Annotated in this window: 15 protein-coding genes; 9 read left to right on the top strand and 6 right to left on the bottom strand. The window is 72.4% G+C overall.

Going from position 1 to position 15851, the window contains the following annotated elements; all coding sequences use genetic code 11:
* Positions 1-6 precede the first annotated feature (6 nt).
* The gene (locus ACYVK7_RS02755) at positions 7-2184 is read right to left on the bottom strand and encodes an alpha-galactosidase (RefSeq protein WP_460886142.1); all 2178 of its coding nucleotides are present in this window, start codon (positions 2182-2184) and stop codon (positions 7-9) included.
* Positions 2185-2250: 66 nt separating this feature from the next.
* Positions 2251-4818: a glycoside hydrolase family 2 protein gene (locus tag ACYVK7_RS02750; RefSeq protein WP_460886141.1), complete on the bottom strand. Its 2568-nt coding sequence runs from the start codon at positions 4816-4818 to the stop codon at positions 2251-2253.
* A 199-nt stretch (positions 4819-5017) separates the two neighbouring features.
* On the opposite strand from ACYVK7_RS02750, the gene ACYVK7_RS02745 reads away from it, so the two are divergent.
* Complete coding sequence (locus tag ACYVK7_RS02745) at positions 5018-5764, top strand: phosphotransferase family protein (RefSeq protein WP_460886140.1); 747 nt, start codon at positions 5018-5020, stop codon at positions 5762-5764.
* A gap of 14 nt (positions 5765-5778) precedes the next feature.
* Here the strand turns inward: ACYVK7_RS02745 and ACYVK7_RS02740 are convergent, their stop codons facing one another.
* Positions 5779-6381 carry a pentapeptide repeat-containing protein gene (locus tag ACYVK7_RS02740; RefSeq protein ID WP_460886139.1) on the bottom strand — a complete coding sequence of 201 codons (603 nt, stop codon included), beginning with the start codon at positions 6379-6381 and terminating at the stop codon, positions 5779-5781.
* 39 nt (positions 6382-6420) lie between these two features.
* The gene (gene msrA, locus ACYVK7_RS02735; protein WP_460886138.1) at positions 6421-7101 is read right to left on the bottom strand and encodes a peptide-methionine (S)-S-oxide reductase MsrA; all 681 of its coding nucleotides are present in this window, start codon (positions 7099-7101) and stop codon (positions 6421-6423) included.
* A 149-nt stretch (positions 7102-7250) separates the two neighbouring features.
* Between msrA and ACYVK7_RS02730 the strand changes: the two genes are divergently transcribed.
* The 6 genes from ACYVK7_RS02730 to ACYVK7_RS02705 all read left to right on the top strand — a co-directional run bounded on the left by ACYVK7_RS02730 (position 7251) and on the right by ACYVK7_RS02705 (position 13203).
* Positions 7251-8033, top strand: coding sequence for a metallophosphoesterase family protein (locus ACYVK7_RS02730; RefSeq protein WP_460886137.1), 783 nt, complete (start codon positions 7251-7253; stop codon positions 8031-8033).
* Positions 8034-8075: 42 nt separating this feature from the next.
* The gene (locus ACYVK7_RS02725) at positions 8076-8675 is read left to right on the top strand and encodes a YdeI/OmpD-associated family protein (protein WP_460886136.1); all 600 of its coding nucleotides are present in this window, start codon (positions 8076-8078) and stop codon (positions 8673-8675) included.
* 117 nt (positions 8676-8792) lie between these two features.
* The gene (locus tag ACYVK7_RS02720; protein WP_460886135.1) at positions 8793-10061 is read left to right on the top strand and encodes an AI-2E family transporter; all 1269 of its coding nucleotides are present in this window, start codon (positions 8793-8795) and stop codon (positions 10059-10061) included.
* Positions 10062-10090: 29 nt separating this feature from the next.
* Positions 10091-11350 carry a threonine ammonia-lyase gene (gene ilvA, locus ACYVK7_RS02715; RefSeq protein ID WP_460886134.1) on the top strand — a complete coding sequence of 420 codons (1260 nt, stop codon included), beginning with the start codon at positions 10091-10093 and terminating at the stop codon, positions 11348-11350.
* Between the two features lie 108 nt (positions 11351-11458).
* Positions 11459-11812 (top strand): YciI family protein, encoded by a 354-nt coding sequence (locus tag ACYVK7_RS02710; protein WP_460886133.1) that lies wholly within the window; start codon positions 11459-11461, stop codon positions 11810-11812.
* A complete protein-coding gene (locus ACYVK7_RS02705) occupies positions 11809-13203 on the top strand; it encodes an RNA polymerase sigma factor (protein WP_460886132.1) in 1395 nt (464 codons plus the stop codon). Before ACYVK7_RS02710 ends, ACYVK7_RS02705 begins: the two co-directional genes overlap by 4 nt.
* Before the next feature lie 24 nt (positions 13204-13227).
* Here the strand turns inward: ACYVK7_RS02705 and greA are convergent, their stop codons facing one another.
* Both greA and ACYVK7_RS02695 read right to left on the bottom strand, forming a co-directional pair.
* A complete protein-coding gene (gene greA / locus ACYVK7_RS02700) occupies positions 13228-13710 on the bottom strand; it encodes a transcription elongation factor GreA (protein ID WP_460886131.1) in 483 nt (160 codons plus the stop codon).
* Between the two features lie 205 nt (positions 13711-13915).
* A complete protein-coding gene (locus ACYVK7_RS02695) occupies positions 13916-14425 on the bottom strand; it encodes a DUF4307 domain-containing protein (RefSeq protein ID WP_460886130.1) in 510 nt (169 codons plus the stop codon).
* Between the two features lie 157 nt (positions 14426-14582).
* On the opposite strand from ACYVK7_RS02695, the gene mca reads away from it, so the two are divergent.
* Together mca and ACYVK7_RS02685 are read left to right on the top strand one after the other, a co-directional pair.
* A complete protein-coding gene (gene mca / locus ACYVK7_RS02690; RefSeq protein WP_460886309.1) occupies positions 14583-15470 on the top strand; it encodes a mycothiol conjugate amidase Mca in 888 nt (295 codons plus the stop codon).
* Positions 15467-15850 (top strand): hypothetical protein, encoded by a 384-nt coding sequence (locus ACYVK7_RS02685; RefSeq protein WP_460886129.1) that lies wholly within the window; start codon positions 15467-15469, stop codon positions 15848-15850. Before mca ends, ACYVK7_RS02685 begins: the two co-directional genes overlap by 4 nt.
* The last annotated feature ends 1 nt before the right edge of the window (position 15851 follow it).

Genomic DNA, 15851 nt, shown 5'->3' with positions numbered 1-15851 from the left:
GCGGCTCTAGTCCGCCGCGGTGGTAGCCGTCACGTGGATGATCAGCGCCTGCATCGGCCACAGCGTGGGCAGCTGCAGTCCCACGCCGGTCAGGACCGAGCCCGGGATGTCGGTCGGCTCCTTGCCCAGCCAGCCCGGGGTGATGCCACCCAGCCACTTCGCGGAGCCGACCTCGTCGCGGACTCGCACGCTGTACCGCCTGTCGGGGTCGAGCCCGTCGAGCCGTACGCGTTCGGTCAACGCGTCCTGCGGCGACGCCACGGCCGCGACGGTCCACACCCCGGCGGCCCGGTCGGGCGCGACGAAGCCGGTGACGCGCAGGGCCGGATCCACCGTGTCGGCATGCACGACGGTGCCGGTGTGCACGAGGGACCTCAGTTCCTTGTAGAGCGTCGCGTACGCCGCGACGGCGACCAGCTCGTCGTCGGTGCAGGTCAGCAGGTCCCACTCGAAGCCCGCGTGCCCCTGCAGGGCCGTGGCCACGCGGAACGTGAGATCGGTGGTGCGCCCTGACGAGTGCGCGGGCGACGGGCCCACGTGCGCCCCGACCAGCTCGGGCGGCAGCACGAGCGATGTCCAGCGTTGGATGTCCTGGCGCTCCAGGGGGTCGTTGGAGTCCGACGCCCACACGCGGTCGGTGACCTCGAGGATGCCCAGGTCGGTCCGCGCGCCACCCGAGGAGCACGATTCGATCTCGAGTCCGGGGTGGTCCGCCTTGAGCCGCGCGATCAGCGCGTACGCGGCCCGCGTCTGCGCATGGGTGCCCGGTCGCGCCACGCCATCGGCGCCGACGTGGACCGGCTCGCTGAGGTCGCGGTTGTGGTCCCACTTGATGAAGTCGATGCCCAGCTGCGTGACCAGGGCGGAGATCTGGGCCCGCACGTGCTCCCACGCGTCGCTGTTCGCGAGGTCCAGCACGTACTGCGTGCGGAACGAGAGTCCGTCGGGCGACGGGACCGCCGCCGGGTTCGACAGGATCCATTCCGGGTGTGCCCGCGCGAGGTCGGAGTCGAGGTTGACCATCTCGGGCTCGAACCACAGCCCGAACTGCATGCCCAGCTCGTGCACCAGCCCGGCGAGGGGGTCCAGGCCGTCCGGCCAGACGTCGTGGTCCACCACCCAGTCACCCAGGCCGGTGGTGTCGTCACGCCGGGAGTGGAACCAGCCGTCGTCGAGCACGAAGCGCTCCACGCCCACCGCGGCGGCGCGCCGCGCGAGCCGCTCCAGCTTGGCCGGCGAGTGGTCGAAGTACACGGCCTCCCACGTGTTCAGCACCAGCGGCCGCGGGCTCGTCAGATGCTGGGGGCGCGCACGCAGCCACGTGTGGAACCGGTCCGCGACGCCGTCGAGACCCGCGGGTGACCACGAGAAGTACGCGACCGGGGTGCGATAGGTCTCGCCGGGTGTCAGCCGGATCTCGCCCGGCCGGACCAGCTCGCCGGCGCCGACGAGCGTGACGTGCTCGGTGAGGTGGTCCACCCGGTGGGTGACGTCGGCGCTCCACCCCAGGTGCGTGGCCCACACCTCACCCGTCCGGTTGCGCGGTGTGCCCGACGACGCGGCCGTCACCCAGGGTGCGTCGTGCCCCGATCGCCCGCGTCGTGTCTGGCGGGCCGTGCTGCCACCCGGCATCGCTGTGGTGACCGGCACCTTCTCGCGCGACCAGCGGCCACTGAACTGGGTGAGGTGGTCCGCGGACCTGGGCACCGGCAGCGTGGCCTCGAGCCAGTGCACGTCCACCGGGACCGGGCCGTCGTTGGTGACCTCGTGCCGCAGCAGCACCAGCCCGCCGGCGCCGATCTCCAGGTGCGACCGCAGCGTGAGCCCGAGCTCCGCGTCGCGGGCCGTGACCGACAGCTCCGCGGCGCCACGCTCCGGCCGGGCGGCGGTCCAGCGCGGGTAGAGCGGCACGCCGTCGGCCACCACGAGGAGGCCGGGGCGTCCCGCCCAGCCCTCCGACTCCTGCGGCAGCAGCGATGGCCGCCAGGCGGCGTCGAGGGTGCCCGGCGCGGTCTGCCTGCTGGTCGCCGCATCGAGGCTCCGCAGGTCGGCGGGCGAGAGGTCGCCCAGGTCCTGGCCCCAGTGGAGCACGAGGGGCAGGCCTGCCGCGGGGTGCGCCACCACCACCGCGACGCCGTCGCGGCGCAGTACCGACCAGCTGAGATCCTCGACGAGCTCGTTCATATGGTGTTCCTTCCGCCCCCTGGACCACACCGTATGCGCGGTCACTGACATCAAGTCGGCCCGACCCTAGCCCGCTGTGCGGACCAGGTCGTTCTCGGTGCGCAGCACCGGCAGCGAGACGAGGGCCTCGGGGTCGAGGCCCCTGCCGCTCGCCACGTGGAACACCGCCGTCGTGCCCGCCGGGAGGTCGACGACCTGGTCGTCCACCCGCGCGTCCGGGTCGAGCCGGTCGGCCAGCAGTGTCACGCCGAGCGCGAGCGACGTCGCCGTCACCTCGACGCGGTAGCCGCCGTCCTCGGCTGTGACCGTGGTCCGCAGCGGGGCGGGATCGAGCGCGAGGTCCTTGCTCTCCGCCCACCGGTGCAGCGCGCGGGTGTCGCCGAGCGTCGCCACCAGCACCTCGTTCGCCACGTCACCGACGGCGACCAGCTCACGCGCCAGCGGGACGAGGGTGACCGACCGGGGCTCGACGGTCACCGCCTGCGCGGCCGAGGCCGCCAGCGTCCGACCGCCGAGCGTGGTCCTGGCCGCCTCGAGCTGTCCGGTCCACGGCTCGTCGGTGTCGTTCACCAGGGCGGCGACCAGGTCGGACCCGCGCGGCTGCACGGTCATCATCCGGTCGGCGAACGCGTGCTTCATCGCGTACCAGAGCGGCTTGCGCCGGCCGTCGCCGTCGACGGCGGCCCAGGAAGTCACGGGCCAGCAGTCGTTGAGCTGCCACACGACCGCCCCCGCCGTGCGCGGCCACCACGACCGGTAGTGCTCGAGGGCGTACTGGATGGCACGTGCCTGGTTGAGCTGCGTGGCCCAGTGCCAGTCGGTGAAGTCCTCCGGGACACCCAGGTGCGGGGCCAGCCCGCGGTCGAGCTTTCCGTTGCCGTCGATGGCTTTCTGGTGCAGCAGGAACACCTCGGACTCCTTGAAGCCTGCCGGCACGGCAGCGCTGTCAGGAAGGATCGCGCGACGCATCGTCGCCCACGTCGCAGGGCCCTGGAAGCCGAACTCCGAGCAGAAGCGCGGCACGTCGTCGCGGTAGTGCGTCCAGTCGACCCGGTTCCAGACGTCCCACTGGTGGTGCGTGCCCTGGTCCGGGTCGTTCGGGTGCGCCTGCTCGGGCGTGAGACCGGGGGAGTAGGGCGAGCCGTCCGAGTACGGCCGCGTCGGGTCCACCTCGGACAGGACCCTCGGGAAGAGCTCGTAGTAGTAGCCGGCGCCCCACGTGAGGTCGCCCAGGGGCTCCTTCCACCCCCAGTCCTCGTGGCCCCAGATGTTCTCGTTGCCGCCGTTCCACAGCACGAGCGAGGGGTGCGGCGCCAGCCGGGAGGCGTTCTCGCGCAGCTCCGCCTCGAGCTCGGCCCAGTGCGGTTCCTCCTCGGGATACGCCGCGCAGGCCAGCAGGATGTCCTGCCAGACCATGACGCCCTTCTCGTCGCAGACGTCGTAGAAGTCGTCGGACTCGTAGATGCCGCCGCCCCACACGCGCAGCAGGTTGAGGTGCGCGCCGAGCGCCTGGTCGACGCGCTGCTCCAGGCGCTCACGCGTGATGCGGGTCAGCAGGTGGTCGTCGGGGATCCAGTTGGCCCCACGGGCGAAGACGCGCTTGCCGTTGATGACGAAGGTGAAGCTGGTGCCGTGCTCGTCGGGCGTGCGGTCGACCACGACGTTGCGGAACCCGACCCGCCCGGACCAGGTGTCCAGCGGGTCCGACCGGTCGTCGCCGTCGCCCTCGTAGAGGGCCACCTCGACCGGGTACAGGGGCTGCTCGCCGTGCCCGGCGGGCCACCACAGGTCGACGTCGGGCACCTGCACACGGACGTTGACGACACCTCCCGACCAGCCGGCCGGGATGCTGCCGGAGACGCCCCGGTCCCCGACGGACACGCCGAGGGTCAGTCGTCCGTCGTCCGACAGGCCGGACCTCTCGATCGCCACGCGCACGTCCACGACGCCGGTGCGGCGGCCCTCGGCGTCGGCGATGACCGTCCCAGGGGTGACCGGATCGTCGTCCGCCAGCTCGACGCGGCCCGGGACCACGGTGACCAGCGGTGTCACCTGCGCCAGACGGGCGACGCGCCAGCGCTCCACCCGCACGGGCTTCCACAGGCCGGCGGTCTGCAGGTCCGGTCCCCAGTCCCAGCCGAAGGAGCAGGCCATCTTGCGCACCATGTTGAACGGCTGGTCGTAGGCCATGGGCCGGGTACCGAGCCGTTCCGCCTCGGCCTCGGCCGTCTCGAGCGCGGAGTCCAGGCCGACCACCAGGTCGGCGGGCGCACCGACGAGCGACCGCACGTCGTACCGGTAGGTGCGGTGCATGTTCGCGGTGCGGCCGAGGCGCGTGCCGCCCAGCGAGATGTCCGCCACGGTGTCGACGCCCTCGAAGAGCAGGTCCACCCGTTCGTCCGGGGCAGCGGCGGGCTCGTCGAGGACGGTCGCGTACCGCCACGTGGATCGTTTCATCCAGGCGAGCGAGGTCTCGTTGGTGCCGAGGTACGGGTCCGGGATCAGCCCGCGCTCCAGCAGCGCCGTGTGGGTGGTGCCCGGGACGGTGGCGGGCACCTCGATCCCGGCCAGGTTCGCTGGGACGGGGCCACCGGTGGCCGTCAGGGTCCAGTCGGTCAGTTCGCGGCTGATCATCGTCGATCCTCGTCCCTCGAGGGCGTGAGCCCGGTACGTGTGCGAGCGGTCCCGAGCATAGGGCCGCGTGCCGCCTCGGCTCGAACCGTTCTCACGGGCTCGGGGCCGCTCGCACGGTCCCCACGGTGGACCGGGTAGACCGTGCGGCTCACCGCAAATCCGGTGACAGCACCGGCCGTGCGTGCCCAGGATGGCCGTCATGGACGAGGTCGAGGTCGTCGTCGCGCACAGCCAGCGAGCGACGCTGCGTGTCGGTGACCTGTTCCTGAAGATCGACGGCGACCCGGCGCATGCCGACGTCGAGATGCGCGCGATGGCCATGGCGCCGATCCCCACCCCGGAGGTCGTCTGGCACGAGCCACCGGTGCTCGCGATCGCCGCCGTACCGGGCCGCGCGCTCGGCCGGCTCGGCGAACCCTCGGCCGCGTCGCCGGAGGCGTGGTCAGCGGCCGGCGCCGCCATCCGAAGGCTGCACGACGCGCCGCTGCCGCCGTGGCCAGGGCCCCGGCTCGACGACGTGGCGGCGGAGCTCGACGGCGAGTGCGCCTGGCTGCTCGCCAACGACGTCCTGCCCGCGGAGGTGATCCGGCGCAACCGGGAGATCGCCGAGGCCGCGCTGCGGCCGTGGCGACCGGTGTTCATCCACGGCGACCTCCAGATCACGCACGTGTTCGTCGACGGCGACGAGGTCACCGGGGTGATCGACTGGTCCGAGGCCGCACCCGGCGACGCCATGTACGACCTCGCGATCGTGACGCTCGGGCACGAGGAACGCCTTGACGACCTGCTCGCCGGTTACGGCGCGGGGGCGGACCGCGACGTGATCCGTGCCTGGTGGTCGCTGCGCAGCCTCGTGGCGTCGCGCTGGCTCATCGAGCACGGCTTCGACCCGGACGCGACGGGGTGCGAGCTCGACGTGCTCAGGTCGCGGATGCGGGAAGGATGACCGGACGTCCGCGGTCAGTCCGGCCGGACCACGAGGCCGAGCGTCTCGGCGATCAGGATCGCCTGGGCCTCGCCGACCACGGCACCGGTGAGGTTCGCCGAGCGGGGGTCGAGCGCCGACAGGTCGCTGCCGCGCAGGTCGGAGCTGGTCAGATCGGCCTCCGCCAGGTCGGCGCCCGAGAGGTCGCACCCCGTCAGCACAGCACCGTTCGCCTTGACGCCGGCGAGGTCGGCCTCGCGGAAGCGGACGCCGTCGAACTGCACACCGCCCAGCGCGGCGCGGTGCAGGTCGGTGAAGGACCAGTTGCCGCCCTCGACCTTGAGCAGGTCGAACCGGCAGTCCGCGAACCGGGAGCCGACGAGCTTGCAGCGCTCCAGCTTCGCGTCGAAGAACACACACCCGTCGAACACGCACGACGTGAACGCGAACTCCGTGAGGTGCGCGCTGTTGAAGCGCACCCCACGGAACACGCACGAGTCGAACGTGGCGCCCGTCCCCGAGGCCTCCGTCATGTCGACGTCGGCGAACAGCGTGGCCATGTGGTCCTCACCGGACAGGTCACGGCTGTACCAGTCCTCGCCGGTGACGGAGAGCTCGGTCGCGGGCATCCGAATCATGGGGCCGACCTTACGGCTCGCCCCTGACACGGGCAGCGGTCAGGCCGGGAACGGGACGCCCGTCGTCGCGTGGCAGCGGTAGCCGTTCGGGTTCTTCGCGTCGGACAGGTACTGCTGGTGGTAGTCCTCCGCGTAGTAGAAGGAGCCTGCCTCCGCGGCGGGGGCGATCTCGGTCGTGATCGCGTCGTACCCCTTGGCGCTGAGCACCTCGGCGTAGCGCTTGGCCGTCTCCTGCGCGGCCTCGGCCTGCTCCGGCGTCGTCCAGTAGACCGCCGAGCGGTACTGCGTGCCGACGTCGTTCCCCTGGCGGAAGCCCTGCGTCGGGTCGTGCCGCTCCCAGAAGATCTTGAGCAGCTCCTCCTCGGTGACCTTGGCCGGGTCGTACGCGACGAGCGCGGTCTCCGTGTGGCCGGTCCGTGCGCTGCAGACCTCCTCGTACGTCGGGTTGGGCGTGGTGCCGCCCATGTAGCCGACGGCGGTGCTCACGACGCCGGGGACCTGCCAGTAGATCTCCTCCGCGCCCCAGAAACAGCCCATCGCCAGGTACAGCACGCGCGTTCCCGGCTCCCACGGACCGGTGATCGACGAGCCGAGCACCGTGTGGGGCCGCGGGGCCTGCAGCACCGGTGCGGAACGGCCCCGCAGGGCGTCCTCCGGCGCGACCATGGTGGTCTTCGTGGAGCCGGAACCAGGGCCGAAGAGGGAGTTCAGGAACGTCATCGGACACATCCTTTACGTCTGCTTGCGCGGGTAGCGCTTTCATCAGGTGCCAACGCGGCGCGGCGCGATGGTGTTCCGCGCCGGCCCGCACGGCGCTGCTGTCGGCAGATCTGGTGGCGCACGGCCGCTCGGCGCGGCATCGTCGCACCATGAGCACAGAGGTTCTCAGCAGCACACAGGTCGGTTCCGTCGCGGTGCTGTCGGACGTCCACGGGGTGCTCCCCGTACTGGAGGCGGTGCTCGCCGAGCCGGACGTCGCAGCGGCCGACCGCGTGGTGGTCACCGGTGACCACGCCGCCGGGCCCCAGCCGGTCGCCGTGCTGGACCGCCTACGGGCACTGGGGGAGCGCGCCCTGCTGATCCGCGGGAACGCCGACCGTGAGCTGGTCGCCCTCGCGCGCGGCGGCGGCACGAGCATCCCCGATCCGGTCGCGCCCTGGGCCGCCGCCCAGCTACGGCCCGACGACGTCGCGCTGCTCGCCGGCCTGCCCTACCCGGCAGAGCTGACCGTACGCGGGTTCGGGCGCGTGGTGTTCTGCCACGCCACACCGCGGGACGACGAGGAGGTGGTGCTCGTCGACTCCTCCCTCGACCGCTGGGCCGAGGTGCTGGGCGGGCTCGACCCCGCCGTGCGGACCGTCGTCATGGGGCACACCCATATGCCCTTCGTGCGCCTCGTCGACCGGCGTCTGTGCGTCAACCCCGGCAGCGTCGGCATGCCGTACGGCCGCGCCGGCGGGTCCTGGGCGCTCCTGCGGGACGGGCAGGTCGAGCTGCGCCACACCCCGGTCGACGTGGCGGCGGCGGTCAGGGCCGTCGCGACGGGAAGCACGTACCCCGACGCGGAGGGGTGGGCACGTGAGTACGTGACGTCGGCCAACAGCGACGCCGACGCGCTGCGGGCGTTCGCGCCGCGCGACGGCAGGGGGTAGCGCGGAGCCGCACTGTCGGTGGCTCCGCGTAGCGTCCTTCCCATGGCAGACACCGACCCAGAGCTCCTGCTTCCCGACGTCGCAGCATGGCGCGCCTGGCTCGACGAGAACGAGTCGACGTCGAACGGCGTGTGGCTGATCCTCGCGAAGAAGGGCAAGGACGCCCCGACCAGCCTGACCCGCGAGTCCGCGCTCGAAGAGGCGCTGTGCAGCGGCTGGATCGACGCACAGGCACTCGGCCGAGACGACGCGACCGCGCTGCAGCGGTACTGTCCGCGCAGGTCGCGCAGCCGCTGGTCCGCGCGGAACGTGGGCATCGTGGGCCGCCTGACCACGGAAGGCCGCATGCGGCCACGCGGCCAGGAGGAGGTCGACAAGGCCAAGGCGGACGGGCGGTGGGACGCCGCGTACGAGGGCAGCAAGAACATCGAGGTGCCGGCGGACCTCACCGAGGCGCTCGCGGCCAGCCCGCGCGCGGCGGCGATGTTCGAGATCCTCACGGCCCAGAACCGGTACGCGATCCTGTTCCGGATCACCGGCGTCAAGAGGCCGGAGACCCGGGCACGGAACATCGCCAAGTTCGTCGGCATGCTGGAGCGCGGAGAGACGGTGTACCCACAGAAGCGGACGCTGGACACCTGAGGCCGGACCAGGAGCCGCTGCGCGACATCTGTCGGATCCGTGCGCGCTCGGTGCACCTTTCGTGCGGCGGGTGAGCAGGCCACTGGCCGGCCCGTGTGCTCCCCTAGGGTGTTATCCGTGTCGCAGACCGAGGAGATCAGCGTGACGTCCAACCAGACCACCGCGCCGCCCACCGACGAGTCAGGAGCGGTCCCCCCGGCCATCCGGGCCGCCGCGTCCTGGTCGTGGCGCATGCTCCTCATCGGCGCGTTCATCGCGGCGGCGCTCTGGCTGCTCACACTGCTGAAGACCATCGTCGTCCCGGTCGCGGTGGCCCTGCTCCTCACGATCATGCTGACGCCGGTGCGCCGCGTCCTGAACGAGCGGCTGCGCCTGCCCCGCGGGCTGTCCGCCGGGCTGTCGCTGATCGGCCTGATCGTGGTGGTCGCCGGCCTCGTGACCCTGGCGGGGCAGTCCATCGCGAACGGCTTCGCCGACCTGACGGCGCAGGCCATCAGCGGCTTCGAGGAGCTGTGGGCGCAGGTCTCGGCGACGTTCGGGCTCGAGGACCAGCTGAACAGCTACAGCCAGGACATCCTCGCTCAGCTCGAGGCGCAGCAGGGCGCGATCGTGAGCGGCGCCCTGGGCGCCGCGGCGACCGCGGGAAGCGTTCTCATCGGGGCACTGATCGCGCTGTTCTGCACGTTCTTCTTCCTGCACGACCCGCGGGGCATCTGGACCTGGATCGTCGGCCTCCTCCCGATGTCGTCCCGTGAGCGGGTCAACCAGGCCGGGCGGCGTGGAGCCGTCACGCTGGCGGCGTACACCCGCACGCAGATCCTCGTCGCGGCGGTGGACGCCGTGGGCATCGGCATCGGTGCCGTGTTCTTCGTCCCGTCGCTCGCCCTCCCGATCGGCATCCTGGTCTTCGTCGGCTCGTTCGTGCCCGTGGTCGGTGCCATCGCGACCGGCGCCATCGCGGTCGTCGTGGTGCTCGTGTCGAACGGATGGGTCGCCGCCCTCATCATGCTCGGTGTGGTGCTGCTGGTGCAGCAGATCGAGTCGCACGCGCTGCAGCCGTTCCTCATGGGCCACGCCGTATCGCTGCACCCCGTGGCCGTGATCCTCGCCGTGGCCGCCGGCTCGTACGCCGCGGGCATCGTCGGCGCGCTGTTCGCCGTGCCGCTCGCGGCCGTGCTGAACACCGTCATCCTCTACCTCAACGGGCACGACAAGTTCCCCGAGCTCGGCGACGAGGACGCGCTGCCGATCAGGTGGCGTGCTGCCGACGCGCCACCCATCCCGCTCCGGCTGCGCCGCACGCCCGGGGTGGTGGCCGAGACCGCGGTCACGGACGTCGGCGTCGACGAGGATCACGATGTGCCGGAGGGCGACCCCAAGCGCTGAGCGTGCATCTTGAGGCACATTCGGGCAACATGCGCGCTGTGCCCTTGGATCCGTTCGACCTGGAGTCCTACGGCGGCCACCTCACGGTGACCGCCGACGACGCCCGCGCCGCCGCTGCCCTGCTCGACGGTGTCATCACCCGTACACCGATCACCGAGAGCCGCGCGCTCTCCACGACAGCAGGCACGAAAGTGCTGCTCAAGTGCGAGAACCTGCAGCGCGCCGGCTCGTTCAAGGTGCGGGGCGCGTACGTGCGGCTCGCCCGCCTGTCGCCCGCGGAGCGGGAACGGGGCGTCGTGGCGGCCTCGGCGGGTAACCACGCGCAGGGCGTGGCGGTCGCCGCGGGGATGCTCGGCATCGACACGGTCGTCTACATGCCGGTCGACGCCGCACTGCCCAAGGTCGCGGCGACGCGCGGGTACGGCGCCGAGGTGCGGATGGTGGGCTCGTCCGTCGACGAGGCGCTCGCCGCCGCACGGGTCGAGGCAGCTCGTTCCGGCCGGGTGCTCATCCACCCGTTCGACCACGTGGACGTCGTGGCAGGCCAGGGCACCGTCGCCCTGGAGATCCTGGAACAGGTGCCCGACGTCGCGACCGTCGTCGTGCCGCTGGGCGGTGGCGGGCTGGTGGCGGGGATCGCCGCCGTGCTGGCAGAGGCGGCACCGCACGTGAAGGTGGTGGGCGTGCAGGCGGCGTCCGCGGCCGCATATCCCGGTTCGCTGAAGGCCGGCAAGCCGCTGCCCGGCACGCTCGGCTCCACCATGGCCGACGGCATCGCCGTTGGTCTGCCGGGCGACGTGCCGTTCGGGATCGTGCAGAAGGAGGGCGTCGAGGTCCGGACCGTCACCGAGGACCAGCTCTCGCGCGCGCTGCTCGCGGTGCTGGAGCGCTCGAAGCTGATGGTCGAGCCCGCCGGTGCCGCTGCCGTCGCGGGCATCATGGCCGCGGGGCACGGGGCGTTCAAAGGGCCGGTCGTCGCCGTCCTGTCGGGCGGGAACATCGACCCGCTGGTGCTCCTGCGCGTGGTGCAGCACGGTCTGGTCGCGGCCGGCCGGTACCTGAAGCTGCAGGTGCGGCTGATGGACAAGCCGGGGGCGCTCGCGCGCCTGGTGGAGACGATCGCGGCGGCCGGCGCCAACATCGTGGCCGTCGACCACACGCGCACGGACGTCTCGCTCGCCGTGTCGGAGGTGCGGGTCAACCTGCAGCTCGAGACCAAGGGCGCCGAGCACCGGGCCGCCGTCGTGGACCGGCTGGAGTCGGAGGGCTACGACGTCGTCGCGAACTGAGTGGCGTGCGGGTGTCGTGCCGGCGTGCTCCCGTTCGTCGTCGGAGTGACGCGGCCGCTCCGGTCGCGCGACCATGACACCGGGGACCTCCCCGGAAGGGAGCACACCATGCGTTATCTCATGCTCGTCCTGGACACCCCCGACGCCCCGGCCGAACCGGCCGACGTGCCGGACATCGAGACCTGGGTGCGGGACACCTACGGTTCCGGCCGCGCCGTTCTCGGCGACCGGTTGCGTCCGCCGGCCGACGCCGTCGGAGTCCAGGTCCGCAGCGGTGAGGTGGTGGTGACCGACGGCCCGTTCACCGAGACCAAAGAGGTGATCGCGGGCTTCGACATCCTCGATGCCCCTGATCTCGACGAGGCGATCCGGATCGCCGCCGCCCACCCGATGGCGCACCTGGGTGCCGTCGAGCTGCGCCCCTTCTGGCCGCTCGGCCTGGACAGCGGCGCCGAGGGATGACCGACGTCGGGCAGGCCGTCACGGCGGCCTTCCGCGACGAGTGGGGCCGCGTTCTCGCGGCCGTGGCCCGTAGCACCGGCGACCTCGACCTCGCGGAGGACTGCGCCCAGGAGGCGTTCGCGGTCGCGCTGCGCACCTGGGGGCGCGACGGCGTGCCCGGGCGCCCGGGCGCCTGGCTCACCACCACGGCCCGCAACCGTGCGCTGGACCGGCTGCGGCGCCGCAAGGTCGAGGCGGAGAAGATCGCCGCGGCGGCACGGCTCACCGAGCGCCTCGGCCCGTCGGCGGGCGACCCGGCGCTCGAGATGCCCGACGTCGGCGGCGGTGTCGGGCCCGGCGGCACCGGGTGGGCCGCGGTGGAGGCGGAGGACCCGGACGGCGACCTGCTGCGCCTGGTCTTCACGTGCTGCCATCCGGCACTGCCGCTGGACGGCCGGGTGGCGCTCACGCTCCGGTCGCTCACCGGGATGACCACGGCTCAGGTCGCACGGGCCTTCCTGGTGCCGGAGGCGACCATGGCCCAGCGCCTGACGCGGGCCAAGCGCAAGATCCGCAGCACCGGCATCGCGTTCCGGGTACCGCCGCCGGAGCTGCTCCACGAGCGTGTCTCCGCCGTGCTCGCGGTGCTGTACGTGCTGTTCACCGAGGGCTACGACGCCTGGGCGGAGCCGGTGGACGACGTCGCGGGGGCCGAGGCCCGGCGTGCCCTGGCGGACGACGCGCTGCGCGTCGCCCGGCTCGTCGCGCGGCTGCTGCCGGACGAACCGGAGGCACGCGGGCTGCTCGCCCTGCTGCTGCTCCAGCACGCGCGGCGCCGGGCCCGGCTGGACGCGGGCGCCGCGGCGGTTCCGCGCACGCTCGAGGAGCAGGACCGCTCGCTCTGGCGGCACGACGAGATCGCCGAGGGCCTGACGGTGCTCGACGACGCGCTCGCCGCTCGTCGCCCCGGGCCGTACCAGGTACAGGCGGCCATCGCGGCCCTGCACGCACGGGCGGCGGGGGCCGACCAGACCGACTGGTCGGAGATCGAGGCGCTCTACGCCGTCCTGGCGGGCATGACCCGGTCGCCGGTGGTGGCACTCAACCGGGCGGTGGCCGTGGGGATGGCCAGGGGACCCGAGGCGGGTCTGGCCGTGCTCGACGACGTCGCGTCCGCCCCCGAGCTGAGGTCCTACCACCTGCTCCCGGCGATGCGGGCAGACCTGTTGCGACGCGCGGGCCGGTCCGCCGAGGCCGCGGCGGAGTACCGGCGGGCGCTCGGCCTGGTGGACCGGGAAGGTGACAAGAGGTTCCTCGGGCGGCGTCTGGCCGGCCTGGCGGGCGAGGCAGGGCCGGGACGCGCCGACGGGCCTGCCGGACGTTCCGGTCACCGTGGTGACCCGAGCGTCTGACAGACCCGTCGGTCTGCGCTGCGGTCAGCCCTGGAAGGGCTTCGCTCCCGTGATCTCCACGGGGATGTCGCGCCCGTTGGGAGCGAGATAGCTGGTCTTGGCGCCGATCGACTTGCCGTCGATCGCCGCACCGAGCGGCGATGTGGGCGAGTAGACGTCGAGGTCCGTCGACCCCGCCATCTCGCGCGAGCCGAACAAAAAGTTCATCTCGTCACCCGCGACCACCGCGGTCACGACCATGCCCGGCTCGACCTTGCCGTCGTCCGCGGGAGTGCCCACCTGGACGTGGCGAAGCTTCTCGGTGAGCTCAAGGATGCGCGCCTCGTTCTTCGCCTGCTCCTCGCGCGCGGCGTGGTAACCGCCGTTCTCCTTGAGGTCGCCCTCGTCACGGGCGGCCGCGATGCGCTCGGTGATCTCCGCCCGATAGGGGCCGGAGAGATGCTCCAGCTCAGCCTTGAGCTTGTCGTGCGCCTCCTGGGTGAGCCAGGTGACAGAAGCTTCGGCCACGGGGGCTCTCCTTTCGTCGTTGCTCGATCGAGCCACAGTTACGGCCGCACGCAAACCCCGACCGACGGAGCGGATCGGGCACGCGCGTCAGCCGGTCAACACAGCGTGTGAAACGACCAGAATACCAATCCCTGGGAAAGACATGCCGAAACTGCCCCGGGTTCCGCTGTGAGCGGACGGTGCAGCCGGTTCGACGGCCCTGCGGTCAGCGCACGTCACAGTGGTCGACGAGCCCGGTGGTCGCGAGCTCCGTCGTGGCGATGGTCACGCTGTGCCGTGTGGTACGCGCCGACTCCGGCCCCACCTCGACGTCGACGGCGCCCACCTCCGCGTAGCTCTTGCTCAGGGCGGTCACCGTGCACACCGCCTCCGTCCCCGGCGGCATGCTCACGTCGAAGGTGACGTCCACCGCCTCGGCGCTCGTCACGGAGAACCCGACGTCGTTGAAGGTCACGGGGTCGCGCTGGGTGTCGACGATCGTGAACCACGCCGCGATGGCCACACCGGCGGCCAGCGCCAGGGCGACCGCGATCCGGGCCCCCACCGACAGCTTCGGCCGGGGACGGACGTCGTCGGACTCGTCCCACGGGTCAGTTCCGCCAGGCGCGGCCGCCGCCTGCCGCGGTCCGGGCCTCGCCCGGCCGTAACGCTCGGCGAGGTCAGACGCCTGCACGGGTGCCGCACCGTTCGGGGCGGCGGGGTCTGGGTCGGTCATCACGGCTCGCTCGGTTCGAGGTGTCAGTGGTTCGTAGCAAGATTGTCCCTGGACCATCATGGTCCATGTGAGTGATTCTCCCAGCAGTCATCCCACACAGCCTCATCCCACACAGGAGGACCCAGTGTCCGTACCCGAGCGCGAGCCGCTCCGTCTGATGGCGGTGCACGCGCACCCGGACGACGAGTCGAGCAAGGGGGCCGCCACGACGGCCCGCTACGCCGCAGAGGGGGTGGAGGTCCTCATCGTGACGTGCACGGGGGGCGAGCGGGGCGACATCCTGAACCCGGCCTTCGAGGTGCCGGAGGGCCACGAGTTCGAGTCGATCGAGGGCCGCCGCGCGGTGCGCGAGCTGGAGATGGCGGAGGCCGCCGCCGCGATGGGTGTACGCCAGCAGTGGCTGGGCTTCGTGGACTCGGGCCTGCCGGAGGGGGACCCCCTGCCCCCGCTCCCCGAGGGCAGCTTCGCGCTGGTCCCGCTGGAGGAGGCGGCCGCGCCCCTGGTGCGGGCCGTGCGCGAGTTCCGGCCGCACGTCATCACGACGTACGACCCGTCGGGCGGCTACCCGCACCCCGACCACATCAAGTGCCACGAGGTGTCCTTCGAGGCGTTCGCCGCTGCCGGCGACCCTGACCGCTACCCGGGCACCGGCGAGCCCTGGGAGCCGCTCAAGCTGTACTACAACCACGGTTTCTCGATGAAGCGCATCCGTGCGGTCCACGAGGCCATGGAGGGCGCGGGGCTCGAGTCCCCCTTCGGTGACTGGGTCGAGTCGCGCGACGCGCGCGAGATCCCGGAGCGCCAGGTGACGACGCTGGTCCCCGTCGCCGACTACTTCCCGAACCGGGACGCCGCCCTGAGGGCGCACGCCTCGCAGATCGACCCGACGGGCTTCTTCTTCGCGGTGCCGCGCGACCTCGAGATCGACGTGTGGCCGTGGGACGAGTACGAGCTCGCGGAGTCCCGCGTGCCGCTGCCCGAGCGCCCTGCCGGCGAGTACGAGGAGGACCTCTTCGAGGGCGTCCGGTCGGAGGTGCCCGCATGAGCCCCCTGGTCACCGGTGCGCTCGCGCTCGCGACCGAGCCGTCGCCGAACCCCACGGAGGGCACGCTCCGCCCGGGCCTGGAGGAGTGGCAGGTCTCGCCGGGGCTCATCGGCTTCGTCGTCACCTTCGTGCTGGCGCTCGCGTGCGTGGCCCTGTTCCTGAACCTGAGCAAGCACCTGCGCCGGGCCGGCCACAACGCCCGCCAGCAGGGGCTCCCGGTCCCGGAGCCGGAGGTCATCACCTTCCGCCGCGCTGACGACGCCACGGCGCAGGGCGCCGAGACCGCCGGCACGCGGGAGTCGGGCACCTCACCGTCCGACGCGAGCAGCACGTCGCCCTCCGAGTCGGGCAGCTCGTCCGGCGGCGGGTCGGGGGACTGAC

Source organism: Promicromonospora xylanilytica (genome assembly GCF_054782895.1).
This window is presented reverse-complemented; position numbering and strand designations above follow the sequence as displayed.